The sequence below is a fragment of the Roseiflexus sp. genome (assembly GCF_057785375.1).
The window spans coordinates 53,375-77,703 of sequence record NZ_JBYNRX010000087.1; the positions used below are offsets into that span (position 1 = coordinate 53,375).

A 24,329-nucleotide genomic window follows, 5' to 3' on the forward strand; every position below is an offset into this window, starting at 1 on the left:
GCAGTGATGATTACCGATCAACGCCTCATGCTGGGGATGACCTTCGCCTCAGAACAGAGATGGTGTATACTTCACATCATGCGAGACAGGCGTGCCAACACATGAACAATGACAAACGCGCAGCCCATCGCCCACTATCGCATATCTGAGCACGCTCGAAATGAAATGAGTCGTCGCCAGATCAGCGAGAGCGAGATCACCAGCGTTCTGGCAGCCCCTGAACAGGTTGAAATCGTGCGGGAAGGTCGCGCAGTCTATCAGTCACGCTTTCAGATTGGTGATCCGCCCAAACTCTACCTTGTCCGTGTTTTTGTCGACGTTGATGTTATCCCGCCTGTAGTCGTCACAGTTTATCGTACAAGCAAGGTTGCGAAGTATTGGGGGAAGGAATGAAGGTCATCTATGATCGCGAAACCGATACGCTGACTGTCATCTTTGCTGACACGCTGGTTGCGGAGAGCGACGAGGACAAGCCTGGCGTGATTCTTGATTACGATATGGCTGGTAATCTGGTGTCCATCGAGATTCTGGACGCTTCGCGTCGAGTTGCGTCGCCAGAGCGTATCGAATATCAGGTGACGCTTCCGACGCCGTGAGTCGTGTGCTCTACCACATGGCGCAGAGAATTCATCCACATGCATTGCCAGCCCGCAACTTCCAGAAACATGTCGCTCCTTTGAGGTCAACCTGGTTCAGGACATGCTGGAAGAGATCGTCTCTCCACAAGCGCTTCAGCCAGAAAACCTCCCCCTCTGCTCCATAAACGCTTCGGCAGGAAAGCCTCTTTAATGGGCGCGCTGGTTGAGCGCCGTACATAGACGTTCTCCGGTCATTGTACACCTGATAGGACGGTTGCCCTTAATGGACTTTGAATAATTATTCCGCTATCCGCCTTGTGGCCCGGCGACTAAAGTCGCGAGCTATGGGAAGCGAAGCCCGCCTGCGCGGGCTGGACGTGGCGATACCGGATTAATTTCTCAAAAACCATTACTTCCACGCTCGCACACGCCTGCGCCTGCTTTCCGACCGTGCGCCCTGCCGTCGCACAGCGCCTGCAATTAATCCATTGCAGACTATTGACAAAACCTGTGCGACTATGGTAGACTATTCCTGACCGTTCGGTAGAGTGGTAGAATAGAGGCGGAAAGGAGTGCGCACACCGTATTCACTTTGAAGAGCGCAATCAACGATCCATGCAAGATAGTATCAATGAACCAGCATACGGTCCGACGGCAGCACGCATTTTGATGACGGCGACGCGCCTGTTCATGCAGCGCGGCTACAGCGCAGTGTCGATCAACGACATTGTGCAGGCCGCCGATGTAACCAAGCCGACGCTGTACTACCACTTTTCCGATAAGGAAGAGTTGTTTGTGCTGGTTGCGATCCATATGCTGGCAGAAATGTACGCAACGATGCGGCGCGCCATCGCCGATCAGCCTGATACGCGCGGTTGTCTCATTGGGTTGGCGCAGGTGTTGCTCCACGAGCCGAACAGCGATACGCGCATGATGCGGCATCAGGCGCGTGAACATCTGAGTCCGGAACGTCAGCGTCGCCTGGCTGAGGCGTTCAAACGCTACATGGTCGACCCATTGCGCGATGTGATGCAACAGGGGCTTGCCAGCGGCGAACTGCAAGGACACGACGCCGGTGATCTGGCGATGCTGTTCCTTGGCTTGATGGAGGGGTTCCAGCGCCAGACAGCGCCGGTTGTATCTGAGCGCAGCGATATGTATCAGGCGATCTCGACCGATCATTTCTCTGCTGAGACGCTGGTGGATCTGTTCCTCTACGGCACTGCCGCCCGTTAGATCGAATACCGCCGTTTTCTGAAGTCCTTTCTGCGGTTCTTGCAGAAGGGCATGATTGAATGTTGTTCAAAAAGGAGAAGAGACCCGTGACTTCTGTTCCGCAGGCGAAACCTGGCTTACGAGTTCCGCGTCCATCACTGCCGGTGATCATCGCCGCAGTGTTGATTATTGCCGTGATTGCCACCCTGGTTGTGCCGCGTCTGGCAGGCGGCGGCGCCGATCCGCTTCAGGGCGGCACGCCGGTGTCTGTCACCCGTGAGACGCTCATTGCCGGCATCAGCGCCACCGGTCGCATCGAGCCGCGCCAGGAAGCGGCGCTCGGCTTCGCCATCCCCGGTCGCGTCGCCGAAATCCTGGTCGCCGAAGGCAATCTAGTGCAGGCTGGCGCGCCGCTGATCCGTCTCGACAGCCGCGAAGCCGAGGCGCAGGTCGCGTCGGCGCGCGTGGCGCTGGCGCAGGCGGAAGCTGATTTGCAACAGTTGCGAGAAGGCGCAACGCCAGAAGAAATCGCTCAGGCGCGTGCACAGGTCGAAGCCGCGCGCGGCGCGTTGACGCAGACCGCTGGCAGTGTGACGAGCGCCGACATCGCCGCTGCGCGCGCTCGTATCGAAGAGGCGCGCGCGCGTCTGAATGCGTTGCAGGGCGCGCCAAACAACGATCAATTGACCGCTGCGCGCGCGTCGCTCACCGAAGCGCAGTCGGCGCTGGAGCGGCAGCGCAGCGCGCTCTCCGCCGCCAAACTCGACGCCGAACGCCAGGTGTCCGAGCGCGCCAATCGTCTGCGCGATGCCCAGACCGCATTCGCCGCTGCGCGCGACAATCTGGCGCGCGTCGAGGCGGACGGTAAGGACCCGCTGACCGGTGCGCCGCTTACCGATGCGGGAAAACGCGCCTATGCCGATGCGTTTGCTCAGGCGGAGCGCGCCATGCAGGATGCGGAATTGGCGCTCAACCAGGCGCGCATTGCCTATGAGACGGCGCGCCAGAACGAGATCACCGGTTTGGCGGAAGCCGAAGCGCGCGTTGCAACCGCGCAGGCGAACCTCGACGCCTTGCTCAACCCTAACCCGGACCGGATCGCTGCCGCGCGCGCGGCGCTGGCACAGGCGGAAGCCGATCTTGCCCGTTTGCTCGGTGAGCAGCGCCAGGGCGCACTTGCAGCGCAGCAGGCAAACCTTACCGCCGCCGAAGCCAACCTCGCGCGCCTGACCGCCGATCCGCGCGCGACCGACCTCGCACGTGCACAGGCGCGGGTGGCGCAGGCGCAGGCGCAACTCGACCTGGCGCAGATCCGGCTCGACGATGCCACCCTGAAAGCGCCGTTCACCGGCGTGGTGGCGCGCGTCACTGTGGCGCCTGGCGAGCAGGCTGGTCAGAACCCTGTGCTGACGCTGATCGACGTAAGCCGGTTCAACGTCACTGTGACCGTCGATGAAGTGGATGTGGCGCGTGTTGCGCCCGGTCAGGAGGTCGAAGTCCTGATCGATGCCCTCGGTCCGCCGCCGCTGACCGGCGTGGTGCAGCGTATCGCGCCGCAGGCGACCAACGAACGCAACGTCACCGCGTATGAGGTGGAACTCGAAGTGACCCCTGGCGAGCGTCAAGTGCGCTCCGGCATGACGGCAAGCGCCACGATTATCACGGCGAAGCGCGACAACGCGCTCAGTGTTCCGGTTCAGGCGATCCGTGAAGAGAATGGCGTGACGGTCGTGGATGTGATTGTCACCAACAACGGGCGCACCACCCTGGTGGCGCAGCCGGTCGAGGTTGGCATCCGCGCTGGCGACCGGGTCGAAATTGTGAGCGGATTGCAGGAAGGGCAGCAGGTGCTGCTGCCTGGCGCCCGATAACATCGTACACCACCGTGACCTCCCGCAGGTTTGGCTTCTGCGGGAGGAGAGAGGAGATACATAGCCATGCATCCTGAAACCGAATATATCACTCCCACTGAAGCCTTCGACTATGTGACCGAACCGGTGGTGCGCGTCGAGCATGTGACGAAGGAATTTGTCACCGGCGGCAATCGCTTCCTCGCCCTCGACGACGTATCGCTCGAAATTCATCGCGGCGAGATGGTCGCCATTATGGGTCCATCGGGCAGCGGCAAAAGCACGTTGATGACGATCCTGGGACTGCTCGATGTGCCGACCTCGGGTTCCTACTGGCTCGACGGGCAGGATGTGAGTAAACTGGATCGCGCGCAGCAGGCGCGGGTGCGCAACCAGAAACTGGGGTTCGTCTTTCAGAACTTCAACCTGCTGCCACGGCTGACAGCCTTGAAGAATGTGGAACTGCCGCTCATCTACGGACGCATTAGTGCGCGTGAGCGTGAAGAGCGCGCCCGTCAGGCGCTGGAAGCGGTGGGGTTGGGCGCGAAACTGCACAACCGCCCGAATGAACTGTCCGGCGGTCAGAAGCAGCGCGTCGCCATTGCCCGCGCGTTGGTGAGCAATCCGGCGATGGTGCTCGCCGACGAACCGACCGGCGCGCTTGATACGCGCACCGGCGCGGAGATCATGGCGCTCTTCCGGCAGTTGAACCGCGAGCAGGGCATCACCATCGTGATTGTCACGCACGACCCGGAGATTGGCAAGCAGATGGACCGCGTCATCGGGCTGCGCGATGGGCGGATTACTGAGAACATTCTGCAGGAGTACTACCACGTCGCTCTGGCAGCCGAGGAACTGGAACTGCCGGTGCGCGAGAAGGAAGCTGTGGCAGTTCCTGTGATCAGAACAGAACAGGAGTAAGCGCCCGTGTTCAAAGAACTTGCGCTCATGGCGATCGACAGTCTGCGCGCGAACAAGTTTCGCTCGCTGCTGACGATGCTGGGCATTATCATCGGCTCCGCCACGCTGGTCGCCGTTCTGTCGCTCGGCAATGCGTTGCAGAGCCAGGTCTTCGAGCGGTTCGTCGATCTGGGCACGCGCCGCATCGCGGTGCTTCCCGGCGATCCGCAGGCGCGCGGCGCGCGTGATATTCCCGGCTACGGTCTGCTGTCGATCCAGGACTATCGCGCACTCGAGCAACTGGTGGCGCGCCACCCGGACGTTTTCCGCACGATTGTGCCTGAAGTGTCGCTGCGCGTACAGGCGCGCTTCGGCGGTTCCGCCGCCAACCCCACCGTCGTCGGCACAACGAAGGACTACCAGATGGTTCAGACGGTGCCGGTTCAGTATGGCCGGTTCCTGACCGATGACGACGACCGGCAGGTGGCGCGGGTGGCGGTGCTTGGCGCGCTGATCGCCGAAGACCTCTTCGGCAAAGAGAACGTGAAGGATGCGGTCGGCAAAACCATCGAGGTCAACGGGCAACCGCTCCAGGTCGTCGGCGTGCTGCGGCAACTCGGCGGACCATTCTCGTCCGACCAGCGTATTCTGGTGCCGGTCAGTACGGCGCGATTGCGCATTGCCGGCAGCCAGGACCTTCCGGGTCGCGGGTTGCAGATGAGCAGCATTCTGCTCAGTTTGCAGAGCGAGCGCCTGGTCGAGCGAGGCGAGGCGCTGGTGACTGCAACGCTGCGCGCCACGCGCAACGTGCCCGATGGCGCGATTGACGATTTCCGGCTGAACCTGCCGACGCAGGCGCTTGGCGTGCTGGCGGGCATCAACGGCGCCATCACCGGGTTTATCGCGCTGGTGGCAGGCATCAGCCTGGTGGTTGGCGGCATCGGCATTATGAACATTATGCTGGTGGCGGTCACCGAGCGCACCCGCGAAATTGGGGTGCGCAAGGCGCTCGGCGCCACCGACGGCGATGTGCTGAGCCAGTTTGTGCTGGAGGCAGTCGCCATCAGCGTGGTGGGCAGTCTCATCGGCGTCACCGGCGCTATCGGACTCGTGGCGCTCATCGGCGTGGCCGCCGGGCTAGCCGTATCGATCTCATGGATTGCTGTCATTCTGGCGCTGGTGTTCGCATGCGCCATTGGCGTCGGGTTCGGCTACTACCCCGCTCGGCGTGCAGCGCTCCTTCTGCCGATCGAAGCGCTGCGGTATGAGTGAGGTGTGGCGGAAGTTGGCGGAAGTGACCGTCACCAACAGGCGACGGGCGGACTCAAGGTCGTCGCGCCGCGCGGCGGGTGTGGCGGGTGCGGCGCAACCGGCGGCGGTGACGGTCACTGGCGGAAGATCGGGTTGGTGCGGGGTCGCTGGGGGGTGCGGCGGGTGTGGTTGGCGGAAGTGACCGTCACCACGGGATGATTCGGGTTGGCACGGGGTCGCTGCGGGGCGCGGCGGGTGCGGCGGGTGCGGCGCAACCGGCGGCGGTGACTACGGGGGGCTACGAAATCACCCGCAGCGCATCGAGCACCGGCAGGAACACCTGCTCATAGAACTCATCCCGGTTGCCCGGATCGCTGATCATCAGCACCAGCAGTGCGCGACCGCCTACCTCCGCCAGCGCAATGTCGGTCGGTTGCCTGCGGATCGTCGCGGTGTAGAGTTGCCAGGTATACCGCTCACCGACGTACTCGCCCGCCGCTTCCGGCTCACTATCGAGATTAAACTGGCGACTCAACCCCACCAGCACTTCGAGCGCCGAAACCGGCGTCAGCGCCTGGACAATGGCCACATCGCCCGATGGACGACCATAAACCCCTCTGCCGAAATTCGTCCATCCCTTCGGTATCACGCCGGCAATCCCCTGGTCGGTGTCGCGGAACGGGATCATGCGTACCGCTGCACCCTCGACATCGAACGCCGGCGCGCCCAACTGCGCCATACATGCTGCGTCCGGCTGGCGCTGCGGATTGTCGAGGAATGCCAGCGTCATGCTCAACGGGCAGCCGCCATCGAGAACGACGCCATGCCCGGAGGAGGGGAACTCGAAGAAGAAACCGTTGCGCAGCGTCGTTGCTGCTTCTTTGCCATCATCCGGCGGCGTCGCCGGGTCGTAGGTTCCGGCAAGGATAAGCGCAGGAATGTCACTGCGCACCGGCTGATTCTCGACCGGTGGCGCCACGCCGACGCCCCAGGCATCGCAGATGTCCCAGAACGACGCCATATCGAACACATCCTGCTGATGTGGGAAGGGTTCATCCGCCTTCACCATCGCCTCGCGCGTCTCGAAGAGAATCTCATCATAGCAGCGCGCCGAATACATCACCCCATAACTGAAATAGTCGCTCTGCGAGACGTTGTTCATAATCAGGCGCACCCACAGATCAAAGATATTCTTCTGCGCCGCGTCATAGATCGCGCGCGGCAGCAGCGGGATGATTTCGGTCGAATACATCGCCTGGAACAGCGTGCTGATCATCGAGTCGCCGTTGATCAACACCTGGTATGTGCGTCCAGTGAATGGATCAACACCTGGAAGCGTCACTGGTTGCGTATTGAGTTTCGCCACCAGATCATAGAACACCCGCTCGAGATCAGGATACGCCGCATTGCAATCCGGGTCGGCGGCGCAGCCGCGAAACAGCGTCTGAAACGCGCGCTCGGCGTCAGCCGGCGTCTGCGACTCATTGATCTGCGGCGGGCGGGTCGAGTCGAGCACCACGCTGCGAATCCCCTGCGGATACTCGCGCATCGCGGTGAGCGCCAGGCGCGTGCCATACGAACTGCCGATCAGGTTCCACTGCTCATAGCCAAGCGCCAGGCGCAGGTCCTCCAGGTCGGCGGCGTTGGTCAGCGTATTGTACTGCGCCAGATCAACGCCATCCGCAACCAGGCGTGCGCGGCACTTGAGCGCCGCTTCCTTCCAGAGGCGCGAACTTTCGTCAGCGCGGATGTCCATTGGCAGCATATCAAAACTGAGTTTCGTCAGTTCCGGGCATGCCAGCGACGGCGTCGAATAGCCGGTGCCGCGCTGATCGAACATAATAAAGTCGCGGTTGGAAAGGAATGATCGAAACCAGACATCGAACACCAGCGGCAGACGCTCCAGCGCATCGATGCCGGGACCGCCTTCGAGATAGACGATCGGATCGGGGGGCGGGTTGGGGCGTGTGCTGCGGAAAATGGCGACATGGAGCCGCACTTCTCTGCCATTGTCGGGCTTTGCACGACTCTCGGGAACGGTCAACCAGCCGCATTCGACCGACACGCCGCCCAGCGGCGGAAACTCACAATTGGCCGCCTCATAGCGCGCGGCGGACCGCGCGGGCGTCGCAGTGGGCGCAGCCGTGGACCCTGGCGATACCGTCGTCGGCGGAACCGGCGTCGCCGTCGGTGCGCCGAGCAACGCCTCAGCGCCAGGCGCCAGCGTCGGCGTCGGATTTGATGCAGATGGAACTGTACACGCGCTCAGGAGCAGCGCGACAATCAACAGAGCAAACCGCAGGTGCATGAATGTGTTTCCCTTCTCTGAGCGACTATCCGAAAAATCGCCACGTGACGTGCGGCTAAATAAGCGAAGGCATTGCCTTCGCCTACCCCACGACCTTTTCCAACAGGCGCTAATTACCACTCGATCACATTGTACCGTAATCGAGCGGAGTATGGGGAGTTGAGCGCGACGTGCTGAATGTTGAACGGCGCCCGCAGACCGCTACCACAACGTGCTGCCGATGCCTGGAGGTTGCAGCGCCGATGTGCTGCAAAGACATAATACGCCGCAGCGTGTGTGCTATAATATCATCTCGTTGCAGCGCAGCGATGTCCTCACCGCCGAGCCGGTTGTCGGGTCTGCATACTTCACAGGAGCGTAGATAGCGCCAATGGACCGCATTCTCGTGACTGAAACGATTGCCGAGGAAGGGCTTGCCCGGCTCCGCGCCGCTGCGCGCGTCGATGTTCGCACCAATCTCGACAAAGCCGGTCTGATCGCCATCCTTCCCGAATACGACGCCCTGATCGTCCGCAGCGCCACAAAAGTCACGGCCGAGGTCCTCGCGGTAGGAACCCGCCTGCGCGTTGTGGGGCGCGCCGGAACGGGGGTGGACAATATTGACCTCGATGCCGCCACCCGCCAGGGGATCGTGGTGGTCAATGCACCGGCGTCGAACAGCGTCGCCGTTGCGGAACTGACCATGGGGTTGATTCTGAGCCTGGCGCGACACATTCCGCACGCGCACAGCTCGGTCGTTGCAGGGAAGTGGGAACGCAACCGCTTCATGGGTTTCGAGGTGCGCGGCAAGACGCTGGGGCTGATCGGGTTGGGGCGGATCGGCGCGGAAGTGGCGCGCCGCGCGCGCGGGCTGGAAATGCACGTCGTCGCCTACGATCCGGTCGTTTCGACTGAACGCGCCGCGCAACTCGGCGTGACCCTCGCCCCGCTCGAGGATGTGCTGGCACAGGCGGATATCGTGTCGCTCCATGTGCCGCTGATCGACTCCACCCGCAACCTGATCAATGCAGAGCGCCTGGCGCAGATGAAACGCGGCGCCTACCTGATCAATGCGGCGCGCGGCGGCGTGGTGGACGAAACGGCGTTGCTCGACGCGATCAACAGCGGTCATCTCGCTGGCGCTGCCCTCGATACCTACTCGACCGAGCCGCCAACCGGCAATCCGCTCGTCGGCCATCCGCGTGTGATCACCCTGCCGCACCTGGGCGCCTCTACAGTTGAAGCGCAGGCGCTGACCGGCGTCGATGTCGCTGAAGGCGTCCTGGTGGCGCTGGCGGGCGGGTCGCCGCACTATGCGGTGAATGCCCCCTACATCCCGCCGGAGCATCGCGGTCTCGTCGCGCCCTACGTCGATCTGGGGCGGCGGCTTGGCATGCTCTGCGCCGGTCTGGTCCACGATCCGGTGCATAACTTCGAGATTGAGTATCGTGGTGAACTGGCGACAGTCGACACCACGCCGGTGCGGTTGGCAATCTTGCAGGGATTGCTAGCGGGCACCCGCGAAGAGCGGGTGACGCCGGTAAATGCGCCGATCCTGGCGCGTGAACTGGGATTGAAATTGACCGAGTTTTCGACCGAGGATGCCGGAAACTTCTCAGGGTTGCTGGTGTTGCGTGCGCAAACGAGCGATGGTGCGCGTGAGTTTGCTGGAACGATGCTGCGCGGCGAACCGCACGTCGTCGAAGCCGACGGCTTCTGGGTCACGTTTGTGCCTGCTGGCCCGATGCTCTTTACCTATCACCGCGACCGTCCGGGCATGATCGGGAAGGTCGGCACGCTCCTCGGCGAGGCGGACGTCAACATTGCCAGTATGGACGTGGGGCGGCTGGCGCCGCGCGAGCAGGCGATGATGGTGTTGCGCCTGGACGATCCTGTACCGCCGCACGTCATTGCGCGCCTGCGCGAAGAACCGGATATTCAGCACGCAACGACGTTGATTATTTAGCTATTACGCCAGTCGCGCCTGCAACGCCAGCAGCCCGGCTGCCAGCAGCGCCAGCAACAGGAGCATGTCATATCCCAGGTAGATGCGCGCCCAGCGCAGCGCCGATTGACGGCGCGCGCCGCGATGGAAGACCCACAGCGCAGCGCCGAGCGCCAGTGGCGGTAGTGCAACGCGCCACCAGTCATTGGCGCCATCGCGGGTTAACAGCGCAATACCTGGCAGTGCGGCGATCAGGACGATCCCCAGCGCCCGCAGGCGCATGCCAGGGCGCAGTTCATCGGGTGCGCCGAGTGCGAATGGTCCGACCTCGATCAGCGGCGGCAAGGCGAGGATCAACGCCCCCGCACCAAGCCAGAACCACACCGTCTGCTGGAGAGGAGCGGCGCTCTCGGGGATGCGCAGCAACCCTGCAACCTCCAGCGTTCCTGTTCCCATCGACGCCAAAAGAGCAGCGAGGATCAACGGTGGATAGCCATTCAGCGCCGCTGCCAGTCGCTGTACGCCTCGCAAGCGGTCGCCTCCCTGCAGATCGGCGGCGATTGCCAGCAAGCGAGGCCACTCCAGCAATGCGATGAGGACAGCCAGGTCGATGGGACGCGATAGCGCCACTGCGCCGGGAAGCGGCAGGAGCGCCACGCCGAGCCACGGCAGCGCGACAGCGCTCGTAGCGCGTGGCGAGGTGAGCCAGGACATTGGAAGGGAAACGAATCTGTGGAACATGCGCCGTTGCTCGAATACTTCCGCGAGCCACACAGCGATGAGCAGGCACACGCCGCCGGGGAAGAGGAGCAGCCGCGACCACGCCAGACCCAGAAACGATAGCAACTCAGTGATCGTCATGCTCCGGCGCTTTCGTTGCCGCTTCGCCCAGCCAGGGGACAGCGCGGCGCAGATCGTTCAGCAGATCGTCGTATGCGGTTGAGGCAGGAGCGGAAGCGTCGATCACTGGTCTCGGGCGTAGCAACCGGGATAGCAGGTAGACCAGTGCGCTCAGCACAACCATCAGCCCCGCAGCGCCAATGGTCGGCAGCGCCGTAATGCCGGTGCGCGCCGAGTTGACCATCGCCAGCCCGACCCAGGGCCAGACATTGACGTCGCCGTAGACGCTCAACCCACCCTGCAACTGCTCGATCACCGGCTGAATGAGGAAGCGTACTATCAGCGGTGACGCAATGCCGAGCGCGAGGCTGAGGGCGCCGCCGATCCACCGGCGATACGACACGGCGGCAGGCGGGTCGATCACGAACGGCAGCGCCCCGACCAGCATTGTCAGCCAGGCGACGGCGGTCAGTATGGTAACGCCGCCGGCTGCGCCCGCTCCGACGATCATCCAGGTAGCGATGAACGGTGCAGTCAGCGGAGTCGCTCCAGAGAGGAGCCAGAATGGCGTTGACGGCGGTAAGCCCCAGACACTGATCTTCGATTTTGTCTCCGGTCCGGTATCTGCGGTCACGATCAACAGCAGATAGACCAGTACGGCGTAACATCCCGCTGCCAGACCGGCGCCGCTACTCAGGCCAATGCCTGCCAGTCCGATTGCCAGTAATCGACGCCGATTGCGCTCTGCGCGCTGGAGGCGTGTCGTTGTCGTCAGGGCGCCGAGCGTCAGCCAGAGCATTGCGCCGCCGCCAAGCGTCAGCGTCGCAAACGACCATCCTTCATTCCAGGGACTGAGGGTATACAGCCGCATCAGCGGGTAAAGCCAGGCATAAGCGAACAGGTCCCCTCCGATTGGTGCTAGCGAACATGATCCGGTATCACCCGCGCCAGTCCGCGCAGGCGGGCGTCGCATGTCGTGGCCCGCGACCTGGGGCGTCGGGCGGGTCGATGGATAGCGGGATATTTTCTCAAATCCCAAATCTCCCAACGATGCAACGAATGGGAGAAGCGGAACCGCAGCCGACAGCAGGACACACCAGAAGGCGAACGAGTCGAGTGCGGCGCCGGCCAGCGGCGCATCGACGTGTCCGGCGCCGCGCAATGCCAGCATGCCATACCCGATTGCCAGCGCCCCTGCCGCCAGCAGAGGGACGATGGCGCTGCCGGGCGCAACCAACAGTTCGCTGCGACGCACCGGCAGCACGGGTATCAGCGCCAGCAGCACATAGACCGCGATAATCACCGGCGTTAACGAGGTGACAAACGCGATCGTCAGCAACAGCGCCGTCAGCCAGAAGCGCCATCCCTGTTCTGCTGGCGTGCGCAGCGCCGACCAGAGCGCCAATCCGCCCCACGTGGCAAAGACAAAGAATGCCCCCAGCGCGTCGAGATAGACCAGCGGCGGCAGCGTAAGCGGCTCGCGCCGTGTCATCCAGAGCAGCGCCAGCGCACCGATCACGCCGATGAAGGCGCAAGCGACCGACATCACCACACGAAAGCGCGTCATGGTCTGCATCATCGCCCTCGATTGTCGGCGGTGATGATCGCCTTTACCCGTGCCACGTCATCTGGCCGATTGACATTGACGAATGACAACCCCTGCGGATCGTACTGGCGCCAGACATCTGGCGTGAGGTAACGGGTATCAAGCAACTCCAGCGGATCCACGAGCGCGCGCGCGCCGCGCGCGAGGCAGGCGCGGATTGTGGGGAGGCACGTGCGCCGGTAGACTGCCAGCAGCGGTTCTGCCGCCAACCGATTGCGCGGCGCGCGCGCGCCGTTGTCGGGACGGAGCGGCATCAGCGCATCATACGGGCGCGGATACGCCAGGAGCGCATTTATCAGCGCCTCCTGCACCAGCGGTGTGTCGCACGCCAGCACCAGCGCATATTCGTGATGGCACGCCGCCAGACCCGCAGCAATCCCGGCGAGCGGTCCACCCTGTTCCACCTCGTCGCACACCAGGCGCGTCGGCAATCCGCTCCACGCTTCCGGGTCGTTCAGAACGACAATCACATCGTCGCTGACGCGGGTCGCGCGCGCAGCCATGTGCTCCAGCAGCATCGGACCGCACTCGCCCCATAGCCGCAGACAACGCTTGTCGCTCCCCATGCGCTGACTTGAACCGCCGGCAACGATGATGCACGAAGTAGACATAAAAGCACCGAGAACCAGGAACTGATACTAATGAGCGGTCATTCGTACCATGCTGCTGGGGCGCTGCGGGCGAAAGCCCTCGCTGCGGGCACGAAAGCCCCGCCGGGGCTGCTGATGCCAAAGCTCAGGCTGCGTCCACGACATGTCTGCCGATGCGCGTTGACCGTTGCGCCTTGCATAACGAACGTTCGAACATTTTGTCTAACTGACTGCAAGTCAGTATTAGTATAAGAATAAGGGTAGCCCCCCGGCGCCCGTCACCCGCGGCGCTACTGCCTGCCCCGGCAGAGGCGCGGTGTGGAACAACGACCGGAAGCACGCCGGTTGCTCAGGGGTGACGGGCACATCCACTCCCTTCAACGTACAAACAGATCGCCGAGCAACTCCTCCGGTGACGATTGGAACGACCAGAGCACAATCCCTGCGCCACGCGCGTTGCGAATGGTTTGCAGTGCAATCCGCTGGTCGCGTCGCAGATCGTCGAGCGTCCGGGTGGCATCCGACCCGGTCGGAAATCCGAGTTCAGTCACGACGACCGGCTTCCGCAGACCAAGCGCGTGGAGTTCGTCAATGGCGCGTTGCAGATCGGCAGGAAAGCCTTCGCCATAGTACCAGTGCTGCCGGTAGCGTCCGCTATCGTAAGGCTCGTTATCGTAGTAGTGGAAGGTATAGAAATCGACCACATCCGCCATGCGGATCGCCGCCTCGACTGGCTCGAAGTAACTCTTTGCAAATGCCATACCCACCGTCGTCAGACGTTCAGGGTCAAGGCGCTTCACCTCGTCGTGAACGACGCGCACAAACCGCTGGCGCTCCTCGGCAAGCGTGAAGCAAAGCGGAAAATCACCATTGTCCCAATCCCAGCAGCGCTCATCGATCGGGCTGCCGATGTCCGGTTCGTTGAACAGGTCCCACGCCAGAATGCCAGGTCTGGCGGCGAAATGGCGCACCAGCGGCCGCACGTGCCATTCAAGCGCGCGCTCGTAATACTCCGGTCCGAACTGATCCTGCGGATACTCGACGAGCAGCACCGGCAGTACGTAGAGACCGCGTTGATTGGCTGCTGCAATGAACTCTTCCAGATGCCGCAGCGCGTCGCTCTTCTGGTAGGAAGCATTGGCTTCGCGCTGGCCACCGAAGACATAGTAGTTGAGGAAGATGCGCACCGTATTGACCCCGCGCACGCGCATGGCGTCGAAATCGGCTTCGATGACCGACATGCGCCACGGACAGTTGATGTCGGCGCCGAACTGGAGCGTCCAGCACCGGCGTTCGTCGTCGCCGGTCGGGCGAATATAGTTGACGCCGCGCACCTCGAAGTCGCGTCCTCCGGCGCGCAGACGTTCGCCATCAGCCATGACCGGCGGTAGGACGGCGATCTGCGTGTGGTTTGCCGAACCGCAATTGCCGGCGATCATTGCAGCGATCAACAGAACGAGCCAGCGTCCGTGCATAAACAACGAACGACCGGCGGGGCGAGTCGGGCAAGGAGGAAGGCGCTTCATCAGGGTAGTGCTCGCATTTCGAGATTATCGAACCAGGCTTCGCTCCGTGTTTCTCGTGCAACCACTGCCAGCCCAAAGCGTGATGTGGTTGAAAGAGAAAGAATGTCCTCCTCAACAATGACCTGTCCGTTGACGCTCATCCGGACCTGGTCGCCGCGGAGACGGGCATCGAGGCGAAACCGCCCATCGGGAACGCGCAGATCGCTGCGCATCCCGCTTGCGATCAGTGTTGGCGTTCCGTCGCGCACCTGTTCGAGGCGGAAATCCCCCGTTTGCGGTGCAACGGTGAAGATCAGGTAGTTCTGTTCATTGCGAAACCGAAGGATGACCCCTCCTTCGCCTTCGACGACTTCAATATCAACGGTCATGCGAATGTCACTCGCCGAGACGCTGCGATAGCTCCAGATCACCCCGACCTGCGCCTCGGCAGTGATACGGTACCGTCCATCACGCGGCCCGACGCTCCATGTCGCGCGGCGCACTGCTGTCCACCCTTCGGCGAATGTATCGTCGCGCAGAAGCACAGCGCCTTCCACCTCAGGCGATGGCGGGAGAGGGGGTGTTGTGGGAGTGAGCGATGGCTCGGGCGTTGTCTGGGTTGGCGGTGTACCTGCCGTTTCCGGTGGCAGCGAAGGCGCGGGAGGGGTCGTCGGCTCTTGCGGCGCTGTTGGCAGCGGCGTCGCCAGAGCCGGGGTATCTGGCGCTGGCTCAATCGGTGCTGGCGATAGCAGCGCGCCGGATGGAGCGACCACACCCGCATCGGCGGAACGCAGCGCGTTCTGCGCTCCCAGCCACCAGACCGCGCCGCCGACCAGCGCGATAACAGTCGCCACTCCCACAACCAGCGTCAGGCGCCGTGGCGTGACCGGCGAGACGATAGAACGTTTTTCCGTTGCACGACTCCGCAAACGAGACTCGGCATCCACCAGCAGTTCAGCGCTGTCGCGGTAGAACGGATTGATCCGATGCAACTGGCGCAACGTCGCAATCGCCTGAACGTACCGTCCCGCCTCGAGATGGTCGCGTGCCTGCTGGTAGAGTTCCGCCTGATGGTCGCGTTGGGTTGGCGGCGGCGGCGTGGGACGCGACGATTTCCGGGCAGATTGACGGCGGCGGTCGAGGTTGTAGGCGCTCCGCGCAGACGGATTGCTCAGCGTCGCATACGCCTCGGTCAGCAACCGGCTGCGACGCCGCGCATATTCGAGGTCTTCGGGGCTAGCATTGACGAACCGGTCGGGATGATACCTGGCGATCTCGCGCCGGTATGCGCGTTTGATCTCTTCGGGCGATGCCGACCGCGACACACCAAGCAATTCGTAGAAGTCTAACTTCTCGAAGTCGTACACTGGCACACCATGGGGCTTCCGGCGACGGGACAGGCGCCCGGCGGCGGAGACATGCCACACCCTCTATTCGAGATAATCGCGCAGTTTCTTGCCAAGGCGAGGGTGACGCAGTTTCCGCAGCGCTTTCACCTCAATCTGGCGAATACGCTCACGCGTGACGCCGAATTCCTTGCCGACTTCTTCGAGGGTGCGGCTATGACCATCTTCGAGACCGAAACGCAATTGAAGGACGCGCCGTTCGCGCTCAGTAAGCTGATTCAGCACCTGCTCGACCTGCTCACGCAGCATCTGATGGCTGGCGGCATCAGATGGCGCAAGCACCTTCGAGTCCTCGATAAAATCGCCGAGTTGGCTGTCTTCTTCCTGACCAACCGGTGTTTCGAGCGAGACCGGTTCGAGCGAAGTTTTACGGATCGAACGAACTTTATCCACCGGAATGCCCAGTGCGCGCGACAACTCCTCGTCGGTCGGTTCGCGCCCCAACTCCTGGAGCATGCGGCGGCTTTCGCGCATCAGGCGGTTGATCGTCTCGACCATATGCACCGGAATGCGGATGGTGCGCGCCTGATCGGCGATTGCGCGGGTGATTGCCTGGCGAATCCACCAGGTCGCATACGTCGAGAACTTGAACCCTTTACGGTAGTCGAACTTTTCGACCGCACGGATCAGGCCGACATTTCCCTCCTGAATCAGGTCGAGGAGTTGCAAGCCGCGCCCGATATACTTCTTCGCTACCGACACGACCAGACGCAGGTTTGCCTGGGTCAGATCCTCACGCGCCGTTTTGCCCTGCTCGATAGCGAGGTTCCAGTCGTGCCAGAGTTGATCACACACATCAGCGCACATCTGTTGCACTTTCTCAACGGAGGGCCAGTCGGTTGATGTCGCCAAGCGTTGCTGAACGGCAGCGGGCAGAAGCGAGAAGATAATCGTCGCCTGCGCGAAAGTCTGATCGAACTGCTCTGCTGTCATGCGGTGCTGTTTGATCAACTCATTGCGACGCTTGTCGAACAACTGACGCTGTTCGAAGGTCATGCGCTCCTGAAGGGCGGAGACATCGCGCAGGCGCCCAGGGGTCAACGGATCGGGAAGCGGTTGCTCAACAATCGCATAGAGCAGTCGAATGGCATCCTCGACCACGGGCCAGGTTTTGCACAGGCGCTGGTACATTTGCGCACCAACCGTATCGATCTGCTCAACGCGCCAGTCTGCCGCCAGTTGCGTCCGGTACGATTCCAGGTATTCACCGATCTCGATCTTCTGCGCCAGCAAGGTCTCCTGGCGCGCGGTCAGCAGCGGCACCCGCCCAATCTCGCGCAGATACATGCGCACTGTGTCGTTAATGCTAATGCCCTCGACGCTCAGATCATCAAAATCGCCTTCTTCCTCGAAGTGGACATCAATATCGGCGCCGCCGGCGATCATCTCATCGCGCGTGGCAATGCCCGCCGACTGGAGCGCCTGTTGAATCTCCGCCAGGCGGTCGCTATCGGCCTCGCTGCCTGCGAGCAGTTGCGCAATTTCTCCCTCGGTGACAAAACCGCGTTGTTTCCCGATCGCCAGGAGATCATTCAGGCTTGTAATCGTCTGAGGCTCCTCTTCGGGTTCGCGGGATGCGCCGGTAATGTCATCGTCCAGATCGTCCAGCAACAGATCATCTTCCAAAAGTGGCTCGTTCGGTTTTTCCATCGAAACCTCCGCAGACACCCACTGCCTTCTTTACCAGTGCGTCTCAGAATGATGTGCTCGTGTTTGTTGCGCTGAGAAGACCGGACAGCAAAGATATGCGGCCATTGTCGTGCATGACATATCTGCTTCCAGCAATGTTTCTTTTACCCGGCAGCGGATTGCATGGTGCCGCACCTGTCAGAGCGTATGCAGTGCATGCAGGTCAGCGTATGCTGAACTGCGGCATGGGATGCTCAGCATATCGATGAATTGTTTGACCCGCACCAGCTGGTCGAGCAGGATTTCCCGCTCTGCTTCACTGGTCGCCTCTGCCTGCAAGCGCGCGATCTGGACGAGCCAGCGCTTTGCAACGTCGCGCTGAAGGATTGTAGCACATTCCAGTGCGTCGTTGACAATCCGATACGCCTGGGGTTGGGGTGTGTGCAATGCCAGCACGTGTTTTGCCGTTGCATCAAGTGGCGCGTGGAGGGTCGTCGCCCAACTATCCGGGTCGCTATCGGCAGGGGCGGTGATCCAGGCGCGCCACAGTGCACGGTGCTCATCGCAGGTGAACAACTCATCGATCGTTCCGCTCATGAGCGATCGCAGCGCCGGATACGACGCCAGATCGCGGTAGAGTTTATCTTCCACGGCTGTGCGCGCTTTCGGGTAACGAATCATCCAGCTCAACAGATGCTCTTCTTGCGTCGGAGTTGACGGCTGCGTATCGCCGGGTTGCTGTTTTGCTTCGTCAGGTTGCTGTTCCAGAACCTTCGTCGCGCGCGCCTGATCCGGCGGACGGCGCGACCCTTCCTGACGCGCCTTGTTTCCCAGCGCTGCCAGTATATACCGTTCTTCGACATCGATCAGTCGCGCCAGTTGCTGGATATAATGCGCCTGCTCCACCGGATTGGCGATCTGGGTAAGGAGCGGCGCTATCCGTTCGACCGCGTCTGCTTTGCCGCGTCCGCTCGAAAGATCGAGGTCGGAGGTGAGCGTCTCGATGTAGAAATCCATCGCCGGACGCGCCGCCGCCAGCGCCGCACGCCACTGTTCCGGGTTTTCCTGAATGACCTCATCGGGGTCTTTCCCTTTGGGAAGAGACAGAATCCTGATCTCAACATCCTGGCGGCGTTGCAGCCCGATCACCCCCTGTGGCGAGATTACCGCAGTTAATTCCCCCTCCGGCTGGCTCTGGAGCGCCTGCAATCCTTTGAGCGTCGCTCGCACGCCTGCGGCGTCGGCGTCGAGCGCCAGATAGACCCGGTGCGAGAGTTTCTTCACCAGCGCCACGTGATCGGCGGTCAACGCCGTGCCAAGCGGCGCAACGACGTTACGGAAGCCGTACTGGTGTGCAATGATGACATCGACGTACCCTTCGACAATCACGGTGGCGTCGCTCTGGCGGATCGCATCGCGCGCCAGGTCAAGCCCGTACAGCACCTTTCCCTTGTCGAAGAGCGGCGTCTGGGGGGAGTTCATATATTTCGGCTGCGCATCCCCCAGTGCTCTGCCGCCAAACGCCACAATCTCGCCGCTCACGTTGCGGATCGGGAACATGAGCCGGTTGCGGAAGCGGTCGTAATACCCGCGTGTTTCGTGATGGATTGCCAGTCCAGCCGCTTCGATCTCCTCTGGCGAAAAGCCGCGCCGTTCGGTCAGGTAGGAAAGCAGCGAACTCCAGTCATCGGGAGCATAGCCGAGCAGGAATGCCTCACTGGTTGCGTCGTCAATCCGTCGTCTGGCGACATAGGCGCGCGCCTCCTCGCCACGTTGCGACTTTACCAGCATATGACGGAAGAACGCCGCTGCTGCTGCATTCATCTCCAGCAGACGGGTGCGCAACTGATCCAGTTGCTCGTCGGCTTCGGTGCGCGGGTGTAACTGCACACCGGCGCGCTGTGCCAGGCGCTCGAGCGCTTCACGAAACTCCAGCCCCTCACGACGCATCAGAAAGTCGAAGATCGTCCCCGACGCCTTACACCCAAAACAGTGAAAACTTTGCGTATCGGGAAAGACGTGAAACGCCGGCGTCCGGGTGTTGGGATGGAATGGGCAGAAGCCAACATAGCTGCGTCCTGTCTTCCGCAGCGGCACATAGGTCGAGATGAACTCGACGATATCAACCTTTTCTTTGATCTGATCGGTAACGCCAGGCATACTCGTTCCAGCGAACGTCCGCACGCTTTACGCACTCCAGGTGCGCGGCACGTACAGGTCGTTGAACACCTTCAGCGCGAAGCGGTCGGTCATACCGGCAATATAGTCAACCACGGCGCGCTCGACCGGTTCGCCGCGATCCTGATTGATCCGCAGCAGATCGGCTGGGATCTGTTCCGGGTGTTTCAGAAAGTGATGGTACAGCAACTCGATCATCAATTGGACCTTGCCATCGTCCGCTTTGGCTTTCGATCCAAGATACACATACTGATACAGAAACTCGCGTAACGTATTGGTCGCCTTCAGCACATCCGGACTCATCGACAGTTCCGGCGGATCAGGCGGCGGCGCTTCGCCGGTGGCCCACCAGTTATGGTCGATCAGGTCGCAGACCATCGTATCGAGGCGTTGACCGTGGGTTTCGCCTAGTATCTCGATCGCGTCGCGTGGCAGGTCTTCGGGGTGCAGCAAACCGCCGCGGATCGCATCATCGATGTCGTGATTGATATAGGCGATGGCATCGCACAGTTTCACGATCTGCCCTTCCAGCGTACTGGCTGTTCCCCAGGCGCGCATGGTAATGTCGCGCCTGGCTTTGGAGTGCATGTAGATGCCCTCGCGCACCTGATCGGTCAGATTTAACCCGGCGCCATTCCGCTCCAGCACGTCAACAATGCGCAGGCTCTGTTCGTTATGCCGGAAGGCGCGCCCCATCGCGTGCGACAGCGCCGTCTCGCCGGCGTGACCGAAGGGCGTATGCCCGAGATCATGCCCAAGACCAATCGCCTCGACCAGGTCCTCGTTGAGGCGCAGGGCGCGTGCGACTGTGCGTGCAATCTGCGTCACTTCGAGCGTATGGGTCAGGCGGGTGCGGTAATGATCGCCCTGCGGTGAGATAAACACCTGGGTTTTGTGTTTCAGACGGCGAAACGGTTTTAAATGCAGGATACGGTCGCGATCACGTTGAAAACTGCTCCGCACCGGCGACGGTTCTTCAGGACGCGCGCGGCGGGCGTCGTCACTGAATGCCGCCAAAGGTGAAAGCCGGGCGCGCTCATCCGCTTCAATACGCTGACGTACACCAGCATGCGCTCTGGTCATGCCAAACCTCCGGCGCCGGCAACGTCAGATACCGCTGCCGTACCTGGAACTCGAAAGACACCGCATCAAACCAGACGGAAGATGTCAGGTCGTCTCGCCTGCCGGACGAAGCGACGCATCCTGCATTGTACGGCGTTTTAGCGCGCGCTGCAATGCCGTGACCAGCGCAGCGATCAGATGCACCACGACGATCGACTCGAAATAGACGCGATGACCGCTGGCGTTTGCAAGCGTCTGCGCCTGTTCTGTATCGACGAAGCAACTGACCAGGTTGAACGATCCATGCACAATAACGCACGTCTCGTAGCGTGCTGCTATAAATGTGGAAAGAAAGTAGATGCAGAAACAGACGAATGCCGCCCACCAGCGTTCCTCACGCCGCGCTACCAGCCACCCCCAGAACATGGCAAAGGGAGTGGCAAACACCGTCCAGATCAATGCAGGAATCTGCGCTTCGCCATAGGGGGGGGCAGTCGTGCTGTACTGATACGTCGCCCAGGCTGCGCCAATGCATGCCGCGCCAAAGATAAGCAGAAACGTGCGAACATCGAAGCGCATCATCGGCAGGCATCTCCGTGCGCTGGCTTTCCCCGGAAATTATAGCACACAAGGGGGGGCAGGCTTTCAGCGGGAGGTTAGTGACGGGCGTGCAGCGCACGGCAAGCGGGTCGGCAGGCGGGGTGTTTCCAGTAGAGACTCTGCGTCTTTGCAGCACGCGGTTGTCGGCATAAGTCGAACCCTTAACACAACAAGGCGCCCCTCACAGAGCGCCTTGTTCGCAACGAACGACGTATTACAGTCCGAAGAACGCGCGGTTCTTTTCGATGTAGCTTTGCCACTGCTCCGGCACCGAGTCGTCGGCGAAGATCGCCTCGACCGGGCACTCCGGTTCGCAGGCGCCACAGTCGATGCACTCTTCAGGGTTGATGTAGTACTGATCCTCACCCTCGTAAATGCAGTCAACCGGACAGACCGCCACACACGCAGCATCTTTCACGCCAATGCATGGCTCCGCGATGATATACGCCATACCAATCTCCTTTAGCATACGGAAGATGTTCCAGCACCTGCAATCATAACACGCCCTTTTCAACTTTTCTGTGACTTTAGTTCCACAACATGGCGTATCAGAACAGTCGATGTGCAATCTCTCATTCGTGTGAAGTCGCGTGTGCAACCTTCCCACCGGCGACGTTCCGCCTCACCCGCCGTTCCCGATCCGCGCCAGCCCGCCCGAATCGAGCACCACGACCCGCCCACGCTCCAGCCGCACAAGCCCTTCCTGCGCCAACTGGCGCAATGCGCGTCCGGCGATCTCGCGCACGGTGCCGGTGCGCTCGGCAAGTTCCTGATGGGTCAGTTCGGCGGCGCCTTCGCGCGCCTCACGCAACAGTTCGCGCGCCAGCCGCTCGCGCACCGACCGGAATGCCAGGTCTTCGACCAGCACCGCCAGGCTGCGCAGTTGCCCTGCCATTTCACGCAGCATTGCCAGCGCCAGGTCAGGATGACAGCGGATAAGGATGATCAGCGCATTTCCCGGTAAAATCAGACAGTGAACGGCGCTCATTGCGCGCGCCGTCGTCAGATTGCCATGGCTGTCGAAAATGGCGACGGCATTGAAGTTTTCACCGGCGCTGACCATCGCCAGCACCTGTTCGCGACCATCCGGCGCAGTGCGCGATAAGCGCACCCTGCCGCGCTGCACAAAGTACACTCCTGCCGGTTGTTCGCCTTCGTAGGCGATGTATTCGCCTGGACGATAGGTGCGTCTCTCCATGTAGCGCGCTGCATCCGCCAGCGTTTGATCATCCAGCGTGGCGAAGAGTGGAATATGTTTCAATTCTTCGGGCGTTGTCATAGTCTGGCAATAGAGATCGATCCTGTTTTGCTAACAGTACAGCGACGGGTTTCCTGACAGTTCCAGACACAATGATATAATGCGTCTATGCAGCGATTACTGAGTATGCGAAGGCAAGATGTTCTTCTGGCGCTGGTCGCGGTTCTGATATGCTACAGCGTCACGCCGCTCTCCGCAGCGCCACATACGAGCGACCCGTTTGCCGAGCCGCTCGATGTTCAGTGGCAGGAGGCGGCGCTGCTGCCAGCCTTCAGCGCCGACCTCGACGCTGCATCGCAGTGGGATCGGTACACGGTGAGCGCCGGCATCGATCCTGAGCGACGCGCCATCGCCGGCAGGCTGCGGCTGGAGTATGCCAATCGCGCCGCCGATCCGCTCGACCGCATCTATTTTTATCTCTTCCCTAATTTGCCGGAGTTGGGCGGACGTCTCGATATTCGCAGCGCTATCGTCGATGATGTACCGGTGCGGGTACGCTATGAGTCGAATCGATTCTTGCTGCGGCTCGACCTTCCTGCAACGCTCCCATCTGGTTCTGTTGCTCACGTCGTGCTCGACTTCAGCGCCGTTGCGCCGCTCGATGCCAGCCAGCGCTATTATGCCGCCTTTAATCGCGAACGCGGCGTGCTGACGCTGGCCTCGGCGTTGCCGATGGCGGCGCGGCGGGTTAATGGCGCCTGGCAACTGGCGACGCCGCTCTTCCGCGGCGACCTCGTCACCAGCGAAACGGCGCTGTACGATGTGACGCTGACTATCCCCGCCGCATGGACTTCGGTGACCACGGGGACGGCGATCGAAAGCCAGAGCGATGGCGTGTCTCGAACAACACGCTTCGTCAGCGGTCCGCAGCGTGATTTTACGATCGTGCTCACCCGCTTCCCGTCGATCTCCACTGATGTGGATGGGACGCGCATCACGTCGTATTTTCGCCCCGAAAATGCCGAAGGCGGGCGGGCGGCGCTCGATGCCGCCGCTAACGCGCTGCGTGCGTTCAATCGCCGGTTCGGACCTTACCCGCTGACTGAACTCGATATTGTGCAGATCGATGCGCGCAAATTTCTCGGCGTCGAGTATCCTGGTCTGATCATGATCGACCGGCGCCTGTACACCGGTGAACGTGAGGGTCTGGAGATTATTGTAGCACACGAAGTGGCGCATCAATGGTGGTACAGTCTGGTCGGCAACGATGTGCAAGGGGAAGCCTGGCTCGACGAGGGATTGACCTCATTTTCGCAGGTCATCTATCAGGAAGAAACCGGTGGGGCGATAGCGGCAGAACGCGAACTCGACGGATTCCGTGCGACGTACCTGCGCGCGCGGCAGGCGGGTCGTGATGCGCCGCTGAAGCGCCCTGTGTCGGCGTTGCGCGGCAACTATACTGCCGTTGCATATGCAAAAGGAGCGCTCTTCTTTCAGGCGTTGCGCAACCGCATCGGCGAACCGGCGTTCGATCGCTTTTTGCGCGATTACTATGCGACCTTTCGCTACCGGATTGCGTCGAGCGACGATGTGCGCGCTATCGCCGAAAATGCCTGCGCCTGCGATCTCAACGATTTCTACCGCGATTGGGTGCTGACCGCCGCACCTGTCGCTGTTCCCTGATACCAC

At 61.6% G+C, this 24,329-nt stretch carries 20 protein-coding genes and 2 pseudogenes; 9 read left to right on the plus strand and 13 right to left on the minus strand.

What is annotated here, in order from left to right:
* Positions 1-108: 108 nt before the first annotated feature.
* The 7 genes from AC3EA7_RS16625 to AC3EA7_RS16655 all read left to right on the plus strand — a co-directional run bounded on the left by AC3EA7_RS16625 (position 109) and on the right by AC3EA7_RS16655 (position 6,013).
* Positions 109-393 (plus strand): DUF4258 domain-containing protein, encoded by a 285-nt coding sequence (locus AC3EA7_RS16625; protein WP_011997808.1) that lies wholly within the window; start codon positions 109-111, stop codon positions 391-393.
* Entirely contained in the window at positions 390-596 is a 207-nt protein-coding gene (locus AC3EA7_RS16630; protein WP_288086917.1) for a DUF2283 domain-containing protein, read from the plus strand. The genes AC3EA7_RS16625 and AC3EA7_RS16630 overlap by 4 nt, the downstream gene beginning before the upstream one ends.
* 597 nt (positions 597-1,193) lie before the next feature.
* Entirely contained in the window at positions 1,194-1,814 is a 621-nt protein-coding gene (locus AC3EA7_RS16635; protein WP_488615194.1) for a TetR/AcrR family transcriptional regulator, read from the plus strand.
* Between the two features lie 86 nt (positions 1,815-1,900).
* Positions 1,901-3,664: an efflux RND transporter periplasmic adaptor subunit gene (locus tag AC3EA7_RS16640; protein WP_488615195.1), complete on the plus strand. Its 1,764-nt coding sequence runs from the start codon at positions 1,901-1,903 to the stop codon at positions 3,662-3,664.
* 66 nt (positions 3,665-3,730) lie between these two features.
* On the plus strand, positions 3,731-4,564 hold the full coding sequence (locus tag AC3EA7_RS16645) for an ABC transporter ATP-binding protein (protein ID WP_488615196.1): 834 nt from the start codon (positions 3,731-3,733) through the stop codon (positions 4,562-4,564).
* A 6-nt stretch (positions 4,565-4,570) separates the two neighbouring features.
* On the plus strand, positions 4,571-5,815 hold the full coding sequence (locus AC3EA7_RS16650; RefSeq protein ID WP_488615197.1) for an ABC transporter permease: 1,245 nt from the start codon (positions 4,571-4,573) through the stop codon (positions 5,813-5,815).
* A gap of 3 nt (positions 5,816-5,818) precedes the next feature.
* Entirely contained in the window at positions 5,819-6,013 is a 195-nt protein-coding gene (locus AC3EA7_RS16655) for a hypothetical protein (protein WP_488615198.1), read from the plus strand.
* A 79-nt stretch (positions 6,014-6,092) separates the two neighbouring features.
* On the opposite strand, the gene AC3EA7_RS16660 is transcribed toward AC3EA7_RS16655, so the two are convergent.
* A complete protein-coding gene (locus tag AC3EA7_RS16660) occupies positions 6,093-8,102 on the minus strand; it encodes an alpha/beta hydrolase (protein ID WP_488615199.1) in 2,010 nt (669 codons plus the stop codon).
* Positions 8,103-8,472: 370 nt separating this feature from the next.
* On the opposite strand from AC3EA7_RS16660, the gene serA reads away from it, so the two are divergent.
* A complete protein-coding gene (gene serA / locus AC3EA7_RS16665; RefSeq protein ID WP_488615200.1) occupies positions 8,473-10,047 on the plus strand; it encodes a phosphoglycerate dehydrogenase in 1,575 nt (524 codons plus the stop codon).
* Positions 10,048-10,050: 3 nt separating this feature from the next.
* On the opposite strand, the gene AC3EA7_RS16670 is transcribed toward serA, so the two are convergent.
* The 12 genes and pseudogenes from AC3EA7_RS16670 to AC3EA7_RS16725 all read right to left on the minus strand — a co-directional run bounded on the left by AC3EA7_RS16670 (position 10,051) and on the right by AC3EA7_RS16725 (position 22,721).
* On the minus strand, positions 10,051-10,887 hold the full coding sequence (locus AC3EA7_RS16670) for a hypothetical protein (RefSeq protein WP_488615201.1): 837 nt from the start codon (positions 10,885-10,887) through the stop codon (positions 10,051-10,053).
* Complete coding sequence (locus tag AC3EA7_RS16675) at positions 10,874-12,433, minus strand: hypothetical protein (protein ID WP_488615202.1); 1,560 nt, start codon at positions 12,431-12,433, stop codon at positions 10,874-10,876. Before AC3EA7_RS16675 ends, AC3EA7_RS16670 begins: the two co-directional genes overlap by 14 nt.
* 8 nt (positions 12,434-12,441) lie before the next feature.
* Positions 12,442-13,083: a molybdenum cofactor guanylyltransferase gene (gene mobA / locus AC3EA7_RS16680; RefSeq protein ID WP_488615203.1), complete on the minus strand. Its 642-nt coding sequence runs from the start codon at positions 13,081-13,083 to the stop codon at positions 12,442-12,444.
* Between the two features lie 356 nt (positions 13,084-13,439).
* Positions 13,440-14,588, minus strand: a complete 1,149-nt coding sequence (locus tag AC3EA7_RS16685; RefSeq protein ID WP_488615204.1) for a cellulase family glycosylhydrolase — start codon at positions 14,586-14,588, stop codon at positions 13,440-13,442.
* Positions 14,588-15,940, minus strand: a complete 1,353-nt coding sequence (locus AC3EA7_RS16690) for a J domain-containing protein (protein ID WP_488615205.1) — start codon at positions 15,938-15,940, stop codon at positions 14,588-14,590. Before AC3EA7_RS16690 ends, AC3EA7_RS16685 begins: the two co-directional genes overlap by 1 nt.
* Before the next feature lie 57 nt (positions 15,941-15,997).
* A pseudogene (gene rpoD / locus AC3EA7_RS16695) lies at positions 15,998-16,732 on the minus strand (RNA polymerase sigma factor RpoD); the annotation flags it as partial.
* A gap of 453 nt (positions 16,733-17,185) precedes the next feature.
* A pseudogene (locus tag AC3EA7_RS16700) lies at positions 17,186-17,623 on the minus strand (sigma-70 factor domain-containing protein); the annotation flags it as partial.
* A 177-nt stretch (positions 17,624-17,800) separates the two neighbouring features.
* A complete protein-coding gene (gene dnaG, locus AC3EA7_RS16705) occupies positions 17,801-19,762 on the minus strand; it encodes a DNA primase (protein WP_488615206.1) in 1,962 nt (653 codons plus the stop codon).
* Positions 19,763-19,789: 27 nt separating this feature from the next.
* Entirely contained in the window at positions 19,790-20,863 is a 1,074-nt protein-coding gene (locus AC3EA7_RS16710; protein WP_488615207.1) for a deoxyguanosinetriphosphate triphosphohydrolase, read from the minus strand.
* An 84-nt stretch (positions 20,864-20,947) separates the two neighbouring features.
* Positions 20,948-21,424 (minus strand): hypothetical protein, encoded by a 477-nt coding sequence (locus tag AC3EA7_RS16715; protein ID WP_488615208.1) that lies wholly within the window; start codon positions 21,422-21,424, stop codon positions 20,948-20,950.
* Positions 21,425-21,656: 232 nt separating this feature from the next.
* Positions 21,657-21,893, minus strand: a complete 237-nt coding sequence (locus AC3EA7_RS16720; RefSeq protein WP_488615209.1) for a ferredoxin family protein — start codon at positions 21,891-21,893, stop codon at positions 21,657-21,659.
* Between the two features lie 171 nt (positions 21,894-22,064).
* The gene (locus tag AC3EA7_RS16725; protein WP_488615210.1) at positions 22,065-22,721 is read right to left on the minus strand and encodes a Crp/Fnr family transcriptional regulator; all 657 of its coding nucleotides are present in this window, start codon (positions 22,719-22,721) and stop codon (positions 22,065-22,067) included.
* A 105-nt stretch (positions 22,722-22,826) separates the two neighbouring features.
* Between AC3EA7_RS16725 and AC3EA7_RS16730 the strand changes: the two genes are divergently transcribed.
* Positions 22,827-24,323, plus strand: a complete 1,497-nt coding sequence (locus AC3EA7_RS16730) for a M1 family metallopeptidase (RefSeq protein ID WP_488615211.1) — start codon at positions 22,827-22,829, stop codon at positions 24,321-24,323.
* The last annotated feature ends 6 nt before the right edge of the window (positions 24,324-24,329 follow it).

What these genes read in the sequence shown, in the direction of transcription:
- AC3EA7_RS16625 (WP_011997808.1), top strand. Translation starts at nt 109, where the DNA reads ATGACAAACGCGCAGCCCATCGCCCACTATCGCATATCTGAGCACGCT.
- AC3EA7_RS16630 (WP_288086917.1), top strand. Translation starts at nt 390, where the DNA reads ATGAAGGTCATCTATGATCGCGAAACCGATACGCTGACTGTCATCTTT.
- AC3EA7_RS16635 (WP_488615194.1), top strand. Translation starts at nt 1,194, where the DNA reads ATGCAAGATAGTATCAATGAACCAGCATACGGTCCGACGGCAGCACGC.
- AC3EA7_RS16645 (WP_488615196.1), top strand. Translation starts at nt 3,731, where the DNA reads ATGCATCCTGAAACCGAATATATCACTCCCACTGAAGCCTTCGACTAT.
- AC3EA7_RS16660 (WP_488615199.1), bottom strand. Translation starts at nt 8,102, where the DNA reads ATGCACCTGCGGTTTGCTCTGTTGATTGTCGCGCTGCTCCTGAGCGCG.
- serA (WP_488615200.1), top strand. Translation starts at nt 8,473, where the DNA reads ATGGACCGCATTCTCGTGACTGAAACGATTGCCGAGGAAGGGCTTGCC.
- AC3EA7_RS16670 (WP_488615201.1), bottom strand. Translation starts at nt 10,887, where the DNA reads ATGACGATCACTGAGTTGCTATCGTTTCTGGGTCTGGCGTGGTCGCGG.
- AC3EA7_RS16675 (WP_488615202.1), bottom strand. Translation starts at nt 12,433, where the DNA reads ATGACGCGCTTTCGTGTGGTGATGTCGGTCGCTTGCGCCTTCATCGGC.
- mobA (WP_488615203.1), bottom strand. Translation starts at nt 13,083, where the DNA reads ATGTCTACTTCGTGCATCATCGTTGCCGGCGGTTCAAGTCAGCGCATG.
- AC3EA7_RS16685 (WP_488615204.1), bottom strand. Translation starts at nt 14,588, where the DNA reads ATGAAGCGCCTTCCTCCTTGCCCGACTCGCCCCGCCGGTCGTTCGTTG.
- dnaG (WP_488615206.1), bottom strand. Translation starts at nt 19,762, where the DNA reads ATGCCTGGCGTTACCGATCAGATCAAAGAAAAGGTTGATATCGTCGAG.
- AC3EA7_RS16710 (WP_488615207.1), bottom strand. Translation starts at nt 20,863, where the DNA reads ATGACCAGAGCGCATGCTGGTGTACGTCAGCGTATTGAAGCGGATGAG.
- AC3EA7_RS16715 (WP_488615208.1), bottom strand. Translation starts at nt 21,424, where the DNA reads ATGATGCGCTTCGATGTTCGCACGTTTCTGCTTATCTTTGGCGCGGCA.
- AC3EA7_RS16720 (WP_488615209.1), bottom strand. Translation starts at nt 21,893, where the DNA reads ATGGCGTATATCATCGCGGAGCCATGCATTGGCGTGAAAGATGCTGCG.
- AC3EA7_RS16725 (WP_488615210.1), bottom strand. Translation starts at nt 22,721, where the DNA reads ATGACAACGCCCGAAGAATTGAAACATATTCCACTCTTCGCCACGCTG.
- AC3EA7_RS16730 (WP_488615211.1), top strand. Translation starts at nt 22,827, where the DNA reads ATGCGAAGGCAAGATGTTCTTCTGGCGCTGGTCGCGGTTCTGATATGC.